General features: G+C 60.0%; 14 protein-coding genes. 3 read left to right on the forward strand and 11 right to left on the reverse strand.

Features of this window, described 5'->3' with window-relative positions; translation table 11 throughout:
- Positions 1-12 precede the first annotated feature (12 nt).
- The 4 genes from AC5SSZ_RS12645 to AC5SSZ_RS12660 all read right to left on the reverse strand — a co-directional run bounded on the left by AC5SSZ_RS12645 (position 13) and on the right by AC5SSZ_RS12660 (position 4,230).
- The gene (locus AC5SSZ_RS12645) at positions 13-1,941 is read right to left on the reverse strand and encodes a relaxase/mobilization nuclease domain-containing protein (RefSeq protein ID WP_008335610.1); all 1,929 of its coding nucleotides are present in this window, start codon (positions 1,939-1,941) and stop codon (positions 13-15) included.
- Positions 1,934-2,554, reverse strand: a complete 621-nt coding sequence (locus AC5SSZ_RS12650) for a helix-turn-helix domain-containing protein (RefSeq protein WP_008335612.1) — start codon at positions 2,552-2,554, stop codon at positions 1,934-1,936. Before AC5SSZ_RS12650 ends, AC5SSZ_RS12645 begins: the two co-directional genes overlap by 8 nt.
- 525 nt (positions 2,555-3,079) lie before the next feature.
- Positions 3,080-3,256, reverse strand: coding sequence for a hypothetical protein (locus AC5SSZ_RS12655; RefSeq protein WP_165198475.1), 177 nt, complete (start codon positions 3,254-3,256; stop codon positions 3,080-3,082).
- Between the two features lie 635 nt (positions 3,257-3,891).
- Positions 3,892-4,230 carry a DUF736 domain-containing protein gene (locus tag AC5SSZ_RS12660; protein WP_008335621.1) on the reverse strand — a complete coding sequence of 113 codons (339 nt, stop codon included), beginning with the start codon at positions 4,228-4,230 and terminating at the stop codon, positions 3,892-3,894.
- Positions 4,231-5,152: 922 nt separating this feature from the next.
- Between AC5SSZ_RS12660 and AC5SSZ_RS12665 the strand changes: the two genes are divergently transcribed.
- The 3 genes from AC5SSZ_RS12665 (at position 5,153) to AC5SSZ_RS12675 (ending at position 8,450) form a co-directional block, all read left to right on the forward strand.
- Entirely contained in the window at positions 5,153-5,734 is a 582-nt protein-coding gene (locus AC5SSZ_RS12665; protein WP_200813253.1) for a plasmid pRiA4b ORF-3 family protein, read from the forward strand.
- Between the two features lie 78 nt (positions 5,735-5,812).
- Entirely contained in the window at positions 5,813-7,072 is a 1,260-nt protein-coding gene (locus AC5SSZ_RS12670; protein WP_139199595.1) for a phosphoribosyltransferase-like protein, read from the forward strand.
- A 199-nt stretch (positions 7,073-7,271) separates the two neighbouring features.
- Positions 7,272-8,450, forward strand: a complete 1,179-nt coding sequence (locus AC5SSZ_RS12675) for a reverse transcriptase family protein (protein ID WP_050772053.1) — start codon at positions 7,272-7,274, stop codon at positions 8,448-8,450.
- A gap of 209 nt (positions 8,451-8,659) precedes the next feature.
- Here AC5SSZ_RS12675 and AC5SSZ_RS12680 read toward each other — a convergent pair whose 3' ends face one another.
- The 7 genes from AC5SSZ_RS12680 to AC5SSZ_RS12710 form a co-directional block, all read right to left on the reverse strand.
- Positions 8,660-9,451 (reverse strand): AbiJ-NTD4 domain-containing protein, encoded by a 792-nt coding sequence (locus AC5SSZ_RS12680; protein WP_008335632.1) that lies wholly within the window; start codon positions 9,449-9,451, stop codon positions 8,660-8,662.
- A 12-nt stretch (positions 9,452-9,463) separates the two neighbouring features.
- Positions 9,464-10,681, reverse strand: coding sequence for a type II toxin-antitoxin system HipA family toxin (locus tag AC5SSZ_RS12685; RefSeq protein WP_027246249.1), 1,218 nt, complete (start codon positions 10,679-10,681; stop codon positions 9,464-9,466).
- Positions 10,674-11,273 (reverse strand): helix-turn-helix domain-containing protein, encoded by a 600-nt coding sequence (locus AC5SSZ_RS12690; protein ID WP_008335637.1) that lies wholly within the window; start codon positions 11,271-11,273, stop codon positions 10,674-10,676. Before AC5SSZ_RS12690 ends, AC5SSZ_RS12685 begins: the two co-directional genes overlap by 8 nt.
- Positions 11,274-11,517: 244 nt before the next feature.
- Entirely contained in the window at positions 11,518-12,993 is a 1,476-nt protein-coding gene (locus AC5SSZ_RS12695) for an argonaute/piwi family protein (protein ID WP_008335638.1), read from the reverse strand.
- The gene (locus AC5SSZ_RS12700) at positions 12,990-14,324 is read right to left on the reverse strand and encodes a DUF4365 domain-containing protein (protein WP_008335641.1); all 1,335 of its coding nucleotides are present in this window, start codon (positions 14,322-14,324) and stop codon (positions 12,990-12,992) included. Before AC5SSZ_RS12700 ends, AC5SSZ_RS12695 begins: the two co-directional genes overlap by 4 nt.
- A 309-nt stretch (positions 14,325-14,633) precedes the next feature.
- On the reverse strand, positions 14,634-15,224 hold the full coding sequence (gene scpB, locus AC5SSZ_RS12705) for an SMC-Scp complex subunit ScpB (RefSeq protein WP_027246250.1): 591 nt from the start codon (positions 15,222-15,224) through the stop codon (positions 14,634-14,636).
- A 2-nt stretch (positions 15,225-15,226) separates the two neighbouring features.
- Entirely contained in the window at positions 15,227-16,111 is an 885-nt protein-coding gene (locus tag AC5SSZ_RS12710) for a DUF1403 family protein (RefSeq protein WP_008335645.1), read from the reverse strand.
- Positions 16,112-16,123 lie beyond the last annotated feature (12 nt).

Below are 16,123 nucleotides of genomic sequence, written 5' to 3' on the forward strand. Positions count from 1 at the left end.
GTCATCTCCCCTTTAGAATTCCATCTCGTCATCGAGACCGCGGTCCCGACCGAGATCACGCCCCAACTCCTGCACCTCCTGCTGGCCGCGCAATCGCGCCACCTCGGTCGCCTTATCCTGCTGCAACCCGGCAGCGCGGTCGGTGAAGACCTGATCGCCGGTTTCCTCAAACGTCATCTCAAGGAACTCCTGCGTGACGGTGATCTGATCGAGCTTGCTCGGCAGCGCCGCGTCCAGCACCTCGTAGTTGCCGCGGCGAAGCTCGGCCAAGCCTTCTTCGCCCAACTCCTTGAAGAGCTCGGATTGCAGGGTCCGCTCGACCGTCTCTTCCTGTTCCTCGCTGAGCTTGCCGTCGCGCAACATGTGGGCGAGGTCCTGCAGGTAGGGATTGGGCGTCCGGTCGTCCTCGTCGATGAGCGGCAGCGTCGCCTCTTCCTCGTCCGCGAGGGTCCGACCAATCTCGACACCCAGTTCCTTGGCGCGTTCCATCAGCGCGTCCATCACGCCGTCGACCTTCTCGAGCGCGGCGTCGAGTTGGTCGTCACTCGCGGTCTCCACGCTCAGACCGTCCTTGGCCAGCACCGCGTTCATGTCCCGCTCGACCCAGTCCTGTGCCATGCCGTAGTTCCGCGTGCCGCCGGCACTGATCCGCGCCACCAGTTCCTCGCTATCCATCCCGACCTCCTCGGCCCGCTCGAGCACGTCACGCAGCCCTTCGTCATTGCCCGACTGCAGCGCGGCGATCAGAACCTCACTGCCCGCCCCCGGCGGATAGGGTTCTTCGAGCTGCTTGCCGAAGCGCACGCGCAACTCCGGGTCCGGCACCATCTGCGAGAGGTCCGCGATGATCGGCGCGGCCTTGGCCTCGAACGCGGCGCGCTCGGCCGGGTCCAGTTCCTCGGCCTTGAGCCTCAGCGCCTCGATCGTGCGCTCGGAATAGTCGATCGCATCACCGACGGTCTTGATGTCCTTCATGTCTATCTCTCCTTCGGTGAAGTTCCACGGCGTGCCCGAGCCCAGTCCGTCCGCCATGCCGCGCACGGCGCGCGCCATGTGGCGCTGGTCCATCCGGTCCAGCAGATCCGCGAGGTTCTTGTAGTCCTTGGCGAAGCCCACCACCTGCGCCTGCGCGATGGCAGTTTCCTGGGCCGTCATGACGATCTCGCGCGGCAGGCGAGCCTCTTCCTTGGCGCGGTAGATCTCCTCGATCCCGGCGGGCTTCTCGAAAATGCCGCGCTCGAGCCGCGTGGTGGCATCAAGCATCACGCCATAGCGTTCCGCAATTTCAGCCTGCTTCTCGCGCATGAGCTGCGGCGACATCACGCCCTCGGCCCAACACGAAAACCAGGTGCCCTTCTCGACGCCGCGATTGTTCAGGATGATATGCGCGTGCTTGTGCGCCCGGTCGTCATGAACCGCGAGGACATAGTCCCATTGGTCGCCGTATTCGCCGCTCTCGAAGAAATGCTCGGTCCAGTCTATCGCGATGTCGCGAACCTGATCGACCGTCACGTCGGTCGGGAAGGACAGCAGCATGTGCGAGGTGAACCCGAGCTTGGTCGAGCCGCGCCAGGTCCCGGCCCAGTCCTCGACGATGTCCTCTTTCTGTTCCTCAGACAGCACCGCCGCATCGGTCAGCGCGTTGGTCATCGTCGAATAGGTGTAGACCGCCTTGTCATTGATGTAGGAGATCTGCGCCCCAAGCGAAGCACGCGTCTTGCAGCCCCCTGCCCGGATCCGTTTGAACACCGCCGCTCGGCTCTGACCCGAGGCTACTTTCAGCGCGTTGCGCGCCGACATGGTTCCAACGCGCGCGAAACTCCGCCCCTGCCGACGCCCCGCCAACCGCGCGTCGATCCGCGCCGCGGCCTGGCCCCGGATGCGCTCATCCTCCCAGAGCCGCCCCATGACCGAGGTGTAGAGGGCGAGCGGATCAGCCATTCCTGACGAGCCTCAATCCGCGCTCGATCGCGCGCGGGTCATCCTCCAGGATCTCGTTCTCCGCCTCCTGCCCTTCTTCCTTTTGCGGCCATTCCTGATGACGCAGCGCCTGCGCCGCATCCTTCATCTGGCCCATCTCACGACTCATCGACTGCGCCAGATCGAGCAGTTCGATCAGCACCGCGCGGTCTGCCTCCGAGACCTCCAGCCGACCGCGATGGACCGCCTTGGCGAGCACCAGTCCGGCGTCGCTCATATCCTTCGCCTGACGCCATGCGGCGCAGAATTCCGAGACCAGATCACGGGGTATATCAAGGAACCCGCACCGTCCACGCAGCACCGCATTGAGCGCCTGTGATCGGTTGGCAAAGCCCCGTTCGCGCCACTCCGCATCGAAGGCGTCCAGCTCGGATCGGCTCGCCCGGAAGGCCACCGTCTCGCTTGGATCGCGCACCGCGATGCCCTCGCCCGCCTCCTCTTTCGCGAGCCGGTTCACGTGGCGCGGGGAGATGCCGAACGCCGCCGCCAGGTCCTTGGCGCTCTCGCCCGCCGCGAAGCGCTTTGCCACTTCGATGCGCTGCTCAAGCTTCAGGTTTTTCGCTGGCCTCGGCACTAGGACGTTCTCCCGCTTCCAGGGAAAAGATGCATGCGCAAACGCGCGCGAGGCAGCGATTGCTCGCAATCGCGTTCGCGTGCGGCGGAGCATTCAGCTTTGCGGGAAACGCCCATCACAGACCCCTCGGACAAAATGTGCAAACATTGGCCATATCCTGCCAACGTCTTCCTTCTCTCTTTTGCTTATACTTCAATACATCACATTGCGCAATATTACGTTTTGCATGATGTGTTTTTTTGCTTGCGATGAGGTGCACTCAAGACCGCTGGGCAGCGCGACATGGAGCGGTGCCGTCCTCATCGATGCGCGACAATCTGGTCGAATAAATCTGCTGAAACTTGCGCTGGAGCAGCACGCGATGTCAGGCAAACCGAGCGCCCGAGCCGGTCACGGATCGGGCGCCAGAAACACGAAAACGGCCCGCGCGGGATGGCGCGTGTCACGCCCGTTTGGGGCGTCACAATGTTGGTAAGGATCAGTGTCAGACCCCTGCGGATCCGAAGACCCGCAGGGGTGTCTGGGTCAGTGACCCAGTCCCTGACTGCGCAGATCGTCGTAGCGGCTGCGGGCGATCAGAGCCTCGGTCTCGAGGCTGTCGAGTGTCTCCGGATGGGCGTCTTCATCAAAGGCGGCGAGGTAGGCATCGAAAGCCATGTCGGCTTGCAGTTCGGCGAGGTCGATGGATTGTTCGAGTGTCATGGTGTGATCCTTTCCGTTGATCGTCGTTGGACGGATCGTGGAAAAGACCGGGGGCATGAGAGCGGGCTGCACCCGGCACGGGGCGGAATGAAATGGAGCACGCTGGGGGCAGGTTTGTTGTGAGCGATGCCCCGCAGCGCTCAAGGCGCCAGCCGTCCAGAAACCTGCCCCCGGCGTTGCCGGCCGCTCGACCCCGGGCTAGCGATCTCTAAGGCCAACAGGTCGACGGAAAGGCGCGCGGCGGTGACTCTGGCGTGAGACGTTGCCCCGGGATGCATGACGTTGATTTGCGACTTCCACCCTCGCGGCACAGGGTGAGTTCGGCGCCCCTGGTAGCTTCGCCAAGACGACCTAGGCGCGGGTTGTTCGACCGACGGAAGAGGTGCGCTTGGCTCGCTCAGTTGGCTCCCAGTTCTCCCTGCGGTCATTCGGTTCCGCCTCCATCGCGCGTGATCCACGCTGTCACTGAACTGAAAGATCGAAGCCGCGCCCGCGACCTATCCGGTCTGACGACCCGCCTCTGCGTCCGCTTCCGAAATATGCCGCGTTCTTCGGACACCGATAGTGCACCGGTCGAGGGCAAATTCCCCCGGAACGAGAAAAAGCCAGACCGCCGGAGCGGTCTGGCCTTTGGCTTAGGCGGCGTCTTTTGGGCCCCAGGGGATCACGGCCTGCAGGGACAGATCGTCCTGGTTCGCGGCCTTGCCGAGGTTGGCGTTGAAGCCGTGGTCGCGGATGGTCAGCGTGTAGTAGTCGGCGCCGGTCTCCTTGTTCTGCTTCTTCCAGATGCCGCCGCACTCGACAAGCTTGCCGCGCGGGGAGCGTCCGAGGACACGGTGCGTGGGGGCCATCGGGTTCGCGCTTGCGACGGGTTCGACCGTGATGTCGAGGTCGAAGGTCAGGGTCGAGATGGAGCCGACGCCCTTGGCGGTTTCGATGTCGGCGCTGGTGAATTTGATGCAGTTCGTGGTCATTGCTCTTCTCCTTGTTTGCGTTGCAATGATGGTCACCTTGCAGCTGGCCAAGGCCCGGTCACACCGAAGGCGAAGCGTAGCGGAGAGGGGCAGGCGCCGGTCTATTTGCTCCGCGCGGAATGGCCCGCAGGGACAGGGGAAAAAGATCGGCGACAACCTTTGTGGACGGGTCGACAGCTGCGACCAGCATGTCATGCAACTCAGACACCAGGAGAAGTGCGGTGGCCGCGAAGAAAGGAGGGTGAACAACCGAATGAGAGAAATGCCTGTGGTGGCGATATTTCTGTCCTCTCGCACCGAGCCGCATCCCGGCCAGTCAGAGCTTTGCTGACCCTGCCTCACGTGCCGCGACGGCTGGTTTCCGTGGCAACCCGATCTGTGTTGTCTGGAAGAGCTGCAGGGAGATCGTCGAAGCCTCGACACCGTTCCGCCCCCCCCGGATTTCGAACGGTCCCTCCACGGCACCCCGTAACGTGCGATCCGCGCAGCACGACCATCACCGGCCTGATGCCAGCTGCGGTCAAGGCAATCCGGCGGTCGTAGAACGCCGTTTGCGACCTATGATGACGGGGCGGCACGGCACGTCCGGCAAAGCAAGGAGCAACACCGGCCGAGACGCGAGATACGAGATCGATGTTGTCACGCGCCCGCCCAAGCGACCGTAACCGGAACGGCCGAGATGAAGCGTTGCCACGACCATGCGACGGCTGGCCGGGCTGGCTCCGGAGGAGACTGCACCGCCAGCAGCACGTCGCAGCGAGAGGCGGCGTTTCAGCTCGGGGCGGGCGGCTGCGTGCAGCCGACCGAGTAGGGCGCGGTCCTGACCAAAGGGCAGGAGGGGCCAATGTTCCCCTTGAATGCTTCAACTTAAGAATCAAAAGTTACTTCAACGGCAGGGCCATTGAGACAGGCGGAACACATTTTGATTGAGCTGAAAATCGAACTTGTTGGCATCAAACCACCCATCTGGCGCCGGATCCTCGTGCCGAATGACATCAGCTTGGACATCCTGCATTCCGTTCTCCAGGGCGCTATGCCTTGGCAAGACTATCATTTGCATGAATTCGAGATTGGCGAAGACAGGTTCGAGGCCCGCGACGAAAGTGACGACAGCTGGGACCCAAACGATGGCCGGAAGGACGAAAAGAGCTTTACTCTTGGCGAGCTGGTCAAGAAAGGCAATCAGTTCATATACACTTATGATTTCGGCGATGGCTGGCGGCACCTCGTCACTGTCGAGAAGGTTAGCAAACCAACCGGAAGACCAGATCTGGACTTTCCCGCCTGTGTTGCCGGAGCGCGAGCGTGCCCGCCAGAGGACTGTGGAGGGCCCTACTCTTACGAAGAGTTTCTCGACGCGCTGACCGACAAACGCCACCCGGAATATCGTGATACAAAGCAATGGGCCGGCGCGTTCGAACCGGAAGTGTTCAGCGTGCAGCAAGCCAATGCTGCCGTCGGTGCGATGTTCGTTTGGGCGAAAGAGTGTCGCGGTCTAAAGTGACTCCTGACGCTGGCTTGGCGCGCGATCCATATGGCGAACCTCGCAACCATTTTGAAGAACTGAGATCGAGGTACCGACGTGACCACAAGCTCGACCATCATGCAGCCGTTGGTGAAAGCATGGGTGGATCAATTCGAAGAAGCGGACCGGGCGGATGCCGCGATCCTCGCGTCCCTCATCCGGCTTGTCCCTGGTGATGCTTTTCGCCGCGATTTGACGCGGGTCCTTGAAGACCGCCTGAGGATCGGTCCCAACCCCGTGGCGCTTTACAACGAAACAGAGCGTAAGAAATGGAAAGGGCAACCCAACCGTTTGTTTCCCGAGACGTCCCGCGCGAGTAAAATTCAAAAAGGGAAGAAGACTGTGCGCGCATATGGCCGCGTCGGACCGCCGCTGGTGCCTCGTCAGCGACAGGTCGCCGAAGAAATAGGCAGTGAAGGGGTTGTCGCCAACGTCCTGACCCAGTTGCACAAGCGCCATCGAAGGTCGATCCTTCTCAACCCTGGGGCCGACATAATTCGCGAGAAGCGCGCGCGCCGGTTCGTTCTGGTAACGGACTTCATCGGAAGTGGAGATCGCGTCATCAACTATCTCAATGCCGCATGGAGGCTGCGGACAGTGCGCAGCTGGTGGTCGAGGCGCAGTCATTCCGGCCTTTGTTTCGAAGTGGTGGCCTACGCAGGGACAGAAGCTGGGGTCGAACGCGTAAAGGATCACGCCTCATCGCCCACCGTCAGCTTGGTGACACGATGCCCAACAATTCAAACGGTCTTTCCCCGAGGAAAAGTCAGGCGGATGGAAGAGCTGTGTCGTCGCTATGCGCCACCAGGGTCCAAACCCCTGGGCTATGGCGAAGTGGGGGCGCTTTTGGCGTTTGATCACGGCATGCCGAACAATGCACCTTCGATGTTCTGGAAGGATGCAAGAAGATGGTCGGCGCTGGTACCGGAGCGTGCATCCAGTACAGCTGGTTCCCCCTACCAAGAACCGCACACGCCAGAGAAAGAAAGAGCGCGTATTGAAGCGTCTGCCAAGGCGTCGGATACCGGGGCAATTCTGCGCCCGACGAGCTTGGAAACGATCATCCTGTCTGCACTGCGCCGATCTCCCCGTCATTCCGAAGCGATATCGGGTCGTCTCGGCATGAACATCGATGATGTGTGCGAAATCCTTGACCGCTTGAAAGGTTGGGGTTGGATAAACGCGTCGCATCAACTGACCGAACGAGGGCGGATGGTTGCGTCACGACTGATTCGCCAAGACCGCAAGAGCCCCCTTCCCCAAGGCGACGACACGATGTACTTTCCGAATGCGTTGAGAGCGCCACGCGATGTCTAGTGGTTGCCGGGGTAACGACCGGCACCGTTGGTGTCACGTCCTGCCCGCAGGAGGTGATGCCTGGGCCGTCGATTGCGATGGGCTCACGGTCAAGCTTTCGCTTGATGCTCAACTTGATCGAACCGCACGACCTTGCGGTCGCCGCAGCGGTAGGCTGACTTGCGATCCGATCAAGCTCACCCTGAAGGGTGGATAGTAGATGCGAACGTGGAACTCTCAACGCTACTTCGCCGAAGGCCTTGCGGCAGGAGTGGATGAATCCATCCTCAATAATGCAATCGCGACAGCTGAACACACATTGCGGCAGCCAAGTCCCGGCCCGCCGATCCTCACCCTTGGCCATCTGGGGCATTTGGCGGGCGTCGATGTCGGTATTTTGAAAACATATGCCTCAAGGCAGGATGCGGACCCTTATCGGGAGTTCTCGATCCGCAAGCGCCCGATCCCGGGCCAACCTCCGCGCTATCGAACAATTGCCGTGCCTGAGCCGCCCTTGCTGAGAGTCCAGACTTGGATCGCGTCCGAAGTCCTGCGCCACGCACCCTGCCATTCGGCGAGCACGGCGTTTGCACCAGGGTCTCGGTTGGCCCAGGCCGCGGCGCGCCACTGCCGCGCAGTTTGGATGGTCAAGATTGATCTGCGGAACTTCTTCGAATCGCTGACTGAAATCGACGTGCATCGGGTGTTTTTGGAGCGGGGCTACCAGCCGCTGGTCGCGTTTGAGCTTGCGCGCTTGTGCACCCGTCTCCGCGACAAACATCGCAACGATACTGCTGTCTTGCCTCAGCGACGAACGCCCAAGTTTCGGCACTCGTCCTTGACATCGCTTTATCCACGAGACCTGCTTGGCGTCTTGCCGCAAGGCGCACCAACCAGTCCAATGTTGGCCAATCTCGCAGTGCGCGACCTAGATGAAAGACTGACTGCTATCGCGAAGACCTTCGGCGTCCGATACTCGCGCTATGCAGACGATCTCACCTTTTCAACGACACGAAAGTCGTTTGGAAGATCCCGCGCACATGATCTGGTAGGGCGAGTCTATGAGACCCTGGCTGCTCGAGGACTGGCGCCGAACCAATCCAAGACGACGATTGTTTCTCCGGGAGCACGGAAAGTCGTGCTCGGCCTTTTGGTGGACGGAGACACGCCGAAGCTGACCCGCGATTTCCGCTCGCGGCTTCGAAAGCACCTGTATCACATAAGCGCTCCCGATCAGGGGCCGGTTCAACATGCAGCGCGGCGCGGATTCGCCTCCGTTGAAGGCCTCCGCCAACATCTGTTGGGCCTGATCGCGTTCGCCGGTCAGATCGATCCGGTCTATGCGGCGAAATGTCGGGCGATTTTAGACTCGTCAGATTGGTCGCAGACAAGGAGGTGAATTTAATCTGTTCGATGGGCGTCTTCTACCTACGGATTTTCATCAATTTGGAGAAGCTTCTGAGCTCAAATCACCACCGGAGAACCTAGAAGGTCTTTCCAGCCTGAGATCGCACTGATTTTGAACCGGTCCTGTGAATTAAGTGTCGGCCTTCTGCGTTGCTCCAGTATCTCTGAAATCCCAGTCACTTCATCAGACTGTTCGGGCCGCTATATCACCGCGCGTTTGGCCAAATAGGTGCAGACCGCGCAGGCTACACTGACAACCAGCTCGGCCTCTGGCGTATCAACCTGCTGTCCTTCCAACCCGTGACGAGCGTTGTTGGACGCATAGCCCCACAGTTTCTCGGCTGCGGTATCAAGAGGTTTTGGAAGGTCCAATCGCTTTACAAGCTGGCCGAATGTTGCTTTGGAATCGCCGGCCAGATCCCGCGCGGTCGCTTCCATCGCTGCGCAGGCATGCTGGATTGCCCCGGTCACATCCGGCTCTGGCCGCCGAGAAATATCGCGCAGCGCTTCGTGGATCTCGCGTGCGGCGGCACTGCGCCCGGTATGTTCGAGGATTTCGACGGCCTCTTGTGTCGCGCCGGTAAATGCTTCGGAGCCGCGATAGACTATCTGGCCGTCGTTCATATGCCAGCCGATGCCATTTTCGACAAAAAACTGGTTCAGCCGGCCATCGAACCTGCTTGCATTGTCGTTGAACCCTTGCGCGAGTGCCGTATGGAACGCTTCAGCAATGTCATAGACCTTGTACCAAGGACAGTCGGCAAGTAGCCCAACGACCTCTTCCCAGATGTTGGGGTGCTCCGACCAGTTGTTCCGGTCAGGCGGGACGAGCAACACCTGACAGATGATCCGGCGCATGGCGGACGGGCTCATGCCGATGTCCTGCCCAATCAGCGGGATCGCATAGCGCAGGTTTTCGGGCGCGTCCTCGTGAACGGTTATCTCCGCGGCTGCGCTGCGGTAGCCGTGCCGGTTCGAAAAACTCTCTGCCATTCTGCCAATCCCCTACGCTATCGGCACTGTGTGCAAATGGGCTTCGATCGCCTTGATCGCATCCGCGGTCAGCGGCAGGTTTCCCTTTTCGGCCTGCCAGTGCTCATGGAAGCGCGCGACAGTCTCGCGTGCGGTTCCCAGAACCAGCTTCTCGGATAAACCGGCGTTTGCAGCCAGGTGCGACAGCTCGTCCTTCGAGAACCCGGAGAACTTCTTGGTGCGGCTAAAGGTGAGCGCCGCCTTGTCGTCGTCTATGTAGGCAATGGTCGAAACAAAATCGTAACACGGCGCGAGCGCTGCCTGCCTACGATCCGGATAGATCAGCGACCAGTTCTTGAGGTGCATGTCGGCATTGCCGATCAGCACATTGAAAGTCAGCCGCCGGATAAACTCGGCGATGTCGGCCTCTCCGCATTCAGCGGCCAGTACCTGTGCGATGTTGCGCTGGCTTGCCTTCTCGTACTTGTCCTTGGGATAAACGCGAAAGACCTGCGCGAAGTCTTCAATGTGAACAGCGCTGCCATCACTTAGACGGTCAAATCTTTCGACCGCCAGCGCCTGACCGCTGACCTTATCCATGCCCTCGGGCAGGTTGCCGATGTCGGCAACATCGATCAGCCTTATCGGCGGAACATCCATGCCGCAGAGACGCGCGAGCGTCATCATCGAGAATTCATTCTCGGGGACAGCATCGAAGCCTTGCGCTGGCAACTTGACGATCCAGGAGCCGCCGACCCCCTTGGCCGGAATCGCAAGACCGCCTTGTTTGTCTCCCAAAGCCGAGAACTTCAACTGAACGCCTGCCAGCGAGAACCTCAGCGCCTGATCTCGATGATCATCGTGATGATCTTCACCATCATCAGCGTCGGGGGGCCACGCCTCACCATCGGCGGGCCGAACAGTGACCGCACCGGGAAGGTCCTCGCCGAGAACCCAGAGCAGGAAAAATTCACGGACGGGCTTCACGCCCGCGCGCTCGGCGAGATAGTCTCGCATGTGACCTTCGGGCAGAAGATTGGAGAAGAAGGGCAGCAGGTGCATGTTCTGCGTACCGAAATCAGTGGTCAGTTCCCCAAGCTCATTCTTGAAACCGAGGCTCAGAACCGGCCTGCCCGCATCGGCGACATAGCCTTCAGAGAAAGCAAAGAGCGAGGTATCACCGCTGACCCGCGTCAACGTACCTATCGGCTCTCCGTAGAGCAGGACTTCAAGGACACTGACATCAGCCATGATCGTCACCATCCAGACGATAGGCCGGACGCGGTAAGGATGGTGCAGATACACCCGCCCCATGGGCGAGTGCGTTGCGCAGCATGCGCAACTGGCTCTGCGCCTGCTCGACCGCTTCCAGATTGCGCGGATCGCTCAGGAACTCCTGCATGGCAGCAGACGCTTCTTGCAACTGAACAACATCATCGGCTGAAAGCTTGAAGTGCATCAATTCGCGCGCCCGGCGCTGCAACTCCTGAACGACAATCTCAGAGAGCGTTTCACTGGGAAGCGCTGCTATCTGGTCATCAAGGCGCTGCAATAGGTTCGTCGCCTTACGCGCGCTCTGAACGTCACGGTGACCATCATCATCACCGCGAATGATCGCCCGAACGGCAGGCAGCTTCTTGCGCGGGACCAGAGTCAATTCCAGATCAAGTACACGTGCAAGCTCGACCAGGCTGGACAGACGCAGATCGACCGCCCCGTTCTCGATCTTGGAGATGTGGCTCTGTGGAACCCCAGCCTTCGCACTGAGCGCGCGCTGAGAGATCCCTTTGCGTTCCCGCGCGGCTTTGAGCGACTCTGCGATGTGCTCTATTGCGTAACTCATGATCTATCTTGCTGCTTCGTTTGCCATCTATGATATTCATAAACATATCACTCACTGAAGCAGACTTCAAGATTGATGTAGAATTCTACATCAAGGCATGCGCGTGATGTTCTTTTATGTATCAAACGCCAGAGAAGTCACTTGCCGAAAAAAGATCCGCTGGAAACTTGGGAGCTTCGAGGATCGACGATCAGATGCTCTTAACAGCAGCCACGGAGCCGACGGCGTGCTCCGTGTGCAGCTTCTAAATGTACTTCCGATAGTCACTGCTGACCTTTTGCCCCGAGGGAACGTATTTCAACACGTCACCAACCTTACGGGCTGCTCGGATCGGAATCGGCAAGCGTTGGTTCATCTGGGTCGAGTTCCAGTTCACCTTCGTGAGGCTGAAAACTTCCTTCGCAATCTGTTCGATCGTGCTCTCGCTTTGCGGGTGCGGACAGAGCAACAGGGGGTTCGGGACATAGAGGCCAGGATAGGTCCCATAGTAGGGAATGCTGCCGTTGGTATAGAGCAGCCCATTGCCGTCCAGTTCAACGAAGGTGCCGCGGAGGACAGGGAAGTCGCCGTCGCGCAGCACCTTGACTGAATAGCTCTCATGAATCCAAACGAGATCGCGCAGTTCCACACCTGCCTCGTCGAGCGCCTTGCCAACACCCTCGGCCTCGTCCTCGCGAAAGCGCGACGTCTTCATGACGATCACGCGTGCCGGCATCGTTCTATGGACCGACTTGTAGGCGGCCAAGGCGCTCTCGGTAAGCTTGTGAGCCTCATCGATAGTGAGGAACGGGTGGCGACCCCGCGACTCTGACTGCGCAGGACCGCCTCTAAGAATGAACCCTCTGCCCCGCTCGTCGAACATTTGCGCAGCACTGGTCCATATCTCGTCGGTTTCGGCATCCTTGAAAAAGCTGATGCCAATGTAACAGGCGGTGAACTCGCCTTCTTCCGGCAATCTGCGCCAGGGCACCTTGCCGCTGCCCTTGTAGTAGAGCGTCGTCATGAGGTTCCATGCGAGGTCAGCTCGATCTTGGGTTTGGCGGTCAGAGTTCTCCTTGATCTTGCGAGGGATCTTGGCATCGGGGTTGATGACATCCTCCCAGACAATCTGAATTGAGAATCTGAGGTCCATCGCTCTGGCCTTGAGCAAGCCACGGAAGTTCGGAGAGGTTTCTCTGCCAGCTTTCGCGTCGGCCGCTTCGCCCTCTATACCTTCGTCATCGCGCGCCCGCTCGTTTCTCCAGACCCGTTCGATCAACTTGACAGGGAGAGAAACCATGACCACGTCCGGCCGTTCATGATGCGCCTCCAACTTTTCCAGTTGCGCCATAACTGCGTCGACGGCTATCTCCACAGCACGCGCATCGCTCGGTTCCTTGGCAATCTTCTCGATCTGACCTTTCGTCAGCACTCCATCTTCGGCAGCCACCATTTCAAACCGGCACCGATAGGGGTTCTGGTTTCTCAACCCAGGGAAGTCCGGGTGCAGGTTCGGGTGCTTTTCGGTCTTACCCTCGAACCCATCTTCGATCGCATTCAGAAACTCGCCTGATTTTTCGACGGTCAGAGCGCTGCCAACAACGCCGACTTTGATCGTGTCCCCCAGGTTCGTTTGCAACGGGCCCGCCTGTAGCAACCCCAATCGTGGATCAGGATGATGGTGTTGGTCACCAAATTCCAGTTCAGGCTCCGGGAAGATCTTTGTCTTGAAGTCGCTCATAGGTCAAAGCTGCCTTGTTCATTCGAGCCGGACGGCTTCTTCGACTTCTGCGCCTTCGCGCCCCACACGTCCTCGGGCACACTCTTTGGCAGTTCGATGGAAGGCGGGTCACCAAACTTGATGATACGATCCGTCTTGGTGTCGGGTGCCAGCAGTTCGCCGGCATCTTCAAATTCCATACCTGACAGCAATCGATGCCACATGATCACCTGGCCTCGAACGGTGTTGTTTGTGTCGAGGCGCTTCTTCCCGGACAACAAGGCATCCGGATAGTTGAGCGCGCGCTCTCCATCCGAAGTGAAATAGTAGGATGGGTTGATGATCAGGTACCATTGGTCCGCCAAGCGCTCGAACCGGGGATGGAATGAATGGTGCCGCACATAGTCGATGGGCCCCTCCCCCTTCGACTTCTGATAGACGCTGACAACGTCTGCCTGTGTCTTCTGCTTCGCACCAAGATAGCGAAACTTGCGCGCGACGCCTCCAGGTGTTGGCAAGAAGTAGAACTGCTTTTTCTTTCGGTCCCATCCAAGCAAATCCCGAAAGTCATGGCCCAGAGTATGTCGCAACAGACCCGCAAATTTGTATTGCTGATCCACTGCGTCGTGTTGTGCCAGAAAGTCGGTTTCGATCCGTTCGACCTGATCCCGTTCGACCAGGTCGCGAACGGGTGTGGTTAGTGGGTCGCAGAATGTCCAAAGCGAGGTTTCATCGACCATCCAATCGTACCGCTGGCCGTCCCGGACCTTATTCATCCGGGCGAGCGCCTTCTGGGTAGAGAGCTGTGTCTGTGCGACGAAGATTTCCTCAGGAAGCTGCAATGGCACCATGTTGATGATCGCTTCCTCCCCTCCCCCAAGTGGCGGGACGTAGTAACCGTGTCCTTGCTTGGCGACGGTCAGGGCAGCGAGGTGATTCTTCGCACGTCCGTCCAAGACGTCGCGCTCCTTGTCGAACTGCAATGTGCGTTCGGCCTCGCCAACGAGGTTTTCGAGCGATTTCCAGAAGAACGTGTCATCTGATTGCCTGTAGAGAACAAGGATCACGGGTAGGTTGGAGCCGCGCCAGTAGTCGAAATCTGAAGCGCGGACACGATAGGTGAAACCGGCGTCCGTCTCGCCGACATAGCTGCCACGCTCAGTAGCCTTGACCTGAACGGCAATCATCTTCGCTGTCGGCTGATCATCGTCCATCACCTCAGCGATGCCGTCTATCCCCGCTTCCAGCCGTGAACGCCCATCGAATTGGAACCCAATTCGCAAGAATTGAAGATTAGCCGCCTTCTCCCCGATTTCGCCAATGCGCTGACTGGCAGTAATCTTCTTGTTCACGCCAATAACCCGTACCTTCCATATGAAAGAGATAGCACTTCAATCAGCGTTTCGTAAGGCCTCGGATACTACATGTAGGCCATGATGGATTGAATGATCGCAGATGAACTGGGTAGGCGACCCTTGGACTGACCGGTCAATAGGTCTATCAAGCTTTCCCGACCAGATTTCAAAACGACTGACGTTGTCCTCACGATGGAATTCGTTGCTGCCGACGATGATGCCCAGAGGTAGATTCCGCGAGAGCAAAGTCGGGATGAATTCTATGCCGAGGATTCCAGTTCGTCAGCCGACGCCCACTTGAAGCAGCTACCCCACAACCCCCGCATCCTCCAACTGCTCCCGATCGGGAAGATCGTGCAGACTCTCCAACCCAAAAGCGACCAGGAACTGCTCGGTGGTGACGAAGGTATAGGGGGCCCCTCGCCTGGGCGACTTTGGCCCGGTCCCGATCAGGTTGCGCGAATGCAGCCGCCCTATCAGGTCGCGGCTGATCTCCTTGCCGAAGATGTCCTTGAGCCCGTCGCGGGTGATCGGTTGATGGTAGGCGATGGCGGCCAGGACCGCGACGTCGAACTCGCTCAGATCCAGAAACTGGTTCCCGACATCTGCCGCTGCGCGGATCGCGGGCGCGTAGGCGGCCCGCGTCCGGAACATCCAGCCGCCAGTGACCCGAGCGATCTCGAAGGCCCGCCCTTCCAGATCGGCGGCAAGGTCCTCGACCAGCAATTCGACCGAAGCCGCCTGCCCCACCACGCGGGCAAGGTCTTCGCGCGGCACTGGCGAGGCACTGGCGAAGAGCACGGCCTCGATCCGGCGCATCCATTCCCGCCAGCGCAGCTCGGGCGGCAGATCGGACAACTCGCGGTCAAGCTCAAGTTCGGGGCGATCCTTGGCCATCACTATACCCCGTAAAGCCGGAAGGTGTCCCGCCCGGTCAGCTCGCGCACAGCGCCGAGGTCGACCAACCGATCGCAGAGCCGCCGCGCGGCGCGATCCGGCAAGGGCAGCGCCGAAGGGGCAACCGCATCGCTGGTCAGGAACAACTCGACCGCCTGCCCTGCCCCCTTGGCCCGGAGTTTCGGCGCGACGGATTTCAGATGCGTCGTTCGGCGCTCGAGGTCAGCGGCAAGGCGCACGGCCTCGACTGCCGATGAGACGAGCGCCCGATGACAGGCGAGACGCAGGTCTTCGCCATGCTTGCGCAGGTCGGCGCGTTTCAGGGCTGGGGCCAGAAGCGGCACGAGATGATCCCAGCCGAGTGCCTGAGCGAGGGCCGCATCCGCGAGGATCAGTCCTACTACATCTGCGCGCGGCACCTCGTGCAGTACCGCCTCCAACACCTTCGCGGCCCAGGTTACCGGCGCCCCTTTCCCCACATCAAGCCACGCGGCAATTTGGCGGAGGTCGAAGCTGGGCAAGGCTCGACCCAGAGCCTTGATCGATACCGGCCGTTCCACAGCGCGTCGCCAGGCGAGGCTAGTTTCGCCCGCCGGTCCGGGCAGATCGCCGGGTCGCAGCAGGTGCACCGCGTCGCGCAGCTCCCCTGCCCGCTCCGGCCGCCCAGAGAACGCGATACAAGCCTCGGCCGCGCGCAGCGCGAGCCGGTCCCGAAACAAGGCTTGGGGCACCTCCGCGCGTCCCAACATAAGATGCAGGTGGTTCAGCGCCGAACCCGACAAAAACGCAACATCTTCAAGGGTTTCAGCGCGTGCAGAGGTGACCCAGGCGGGCATCCGGGGTAACGTGTCGAGGTCGACGATGTGATCCGGCCGGGCAAATGTCATGCCTGCAGCCTA

The organism is Phaeobacter sp. CC-HEC084, from assembly GCF_059429255.1.

Excerpts from the sequence above, each read along its gene's own strand:
- AC5SSZ_RS12645 (WP_008335610.1), bottom strand. The coding sequence starts at position 1,941 with ATGGCTGATCCGCTCGCCCTCTACACCTCGGTCATGGGGCGGCTCTGG.
- AC5SSZ_RS12655 (WP_165198475.1), bottom strand. The coding sequence starts at position 3,256 with ATGACACTCGAACAATCCATCGACCTCGCCGAACTGCAAGCCGACATG.
- AC5SSZ_RS12660 (WP_008335621.1), bottom strand. The coding sequence starts at position 4,230 with ATGACCACGAACTGCATCAAATTCACCAGCGCCGACATCGAAACCGCC.
- AC5SSZ_RS12675 (WP_050772053.1), top strand. The coding sequence starts at position 7,272 with ATGCGAACGTGGAACTCTCAACGCTACTTCGCCGAAGGCCTTGCGGCA.
- AC5SSZ_RS12680 (WP_008335632.1), bottom strand. The coding sequence starts at position 9,451 with ATGGCAGAGAGTTTTTCGAACCGGCACGGCTACCGCAGCGCAGCCGCG.
- AC5SSZ_RS12685 (WP_027246249.1), bottom strand. The coding sequence starts at position 10,681 with ATGGCTGATGTCAGTGTCCTTGAAGTCCTGCTCTACGGAGAGCCGATA.
- AC5SSZ_RS12690 (WP_008335637.1), bottom strand. The coding sequence starts at position 11,273 with ATGAGTTACGCAATAGAGCACATCGCAGAGTCGCTCAAAGCCGCGCGG.
- AC5SSZ_RS12695 (WP_008335638.1), bottom strand. The coding sequence starts at position 12,993 with ATGAGCGACTTCAAGACAAAGATCTTCCCGGAGCCTGAACTGGAATTT.
- scpB (WP_027246250.1), bottom strand. The coding sequence starts at position 15,224 with ATGGCCAAGGATCGCCCCGAACTTGAGCTTGACCGCGAGTTGTCCGAT.
- AC5SSZ_RS12710 (WP_008335645.1), bottom strand. The coding sequence starts at position 16,111 with ATGACATTTGCCCGGCCGGATCACATCGTCGACCTCGACACGTTACCC.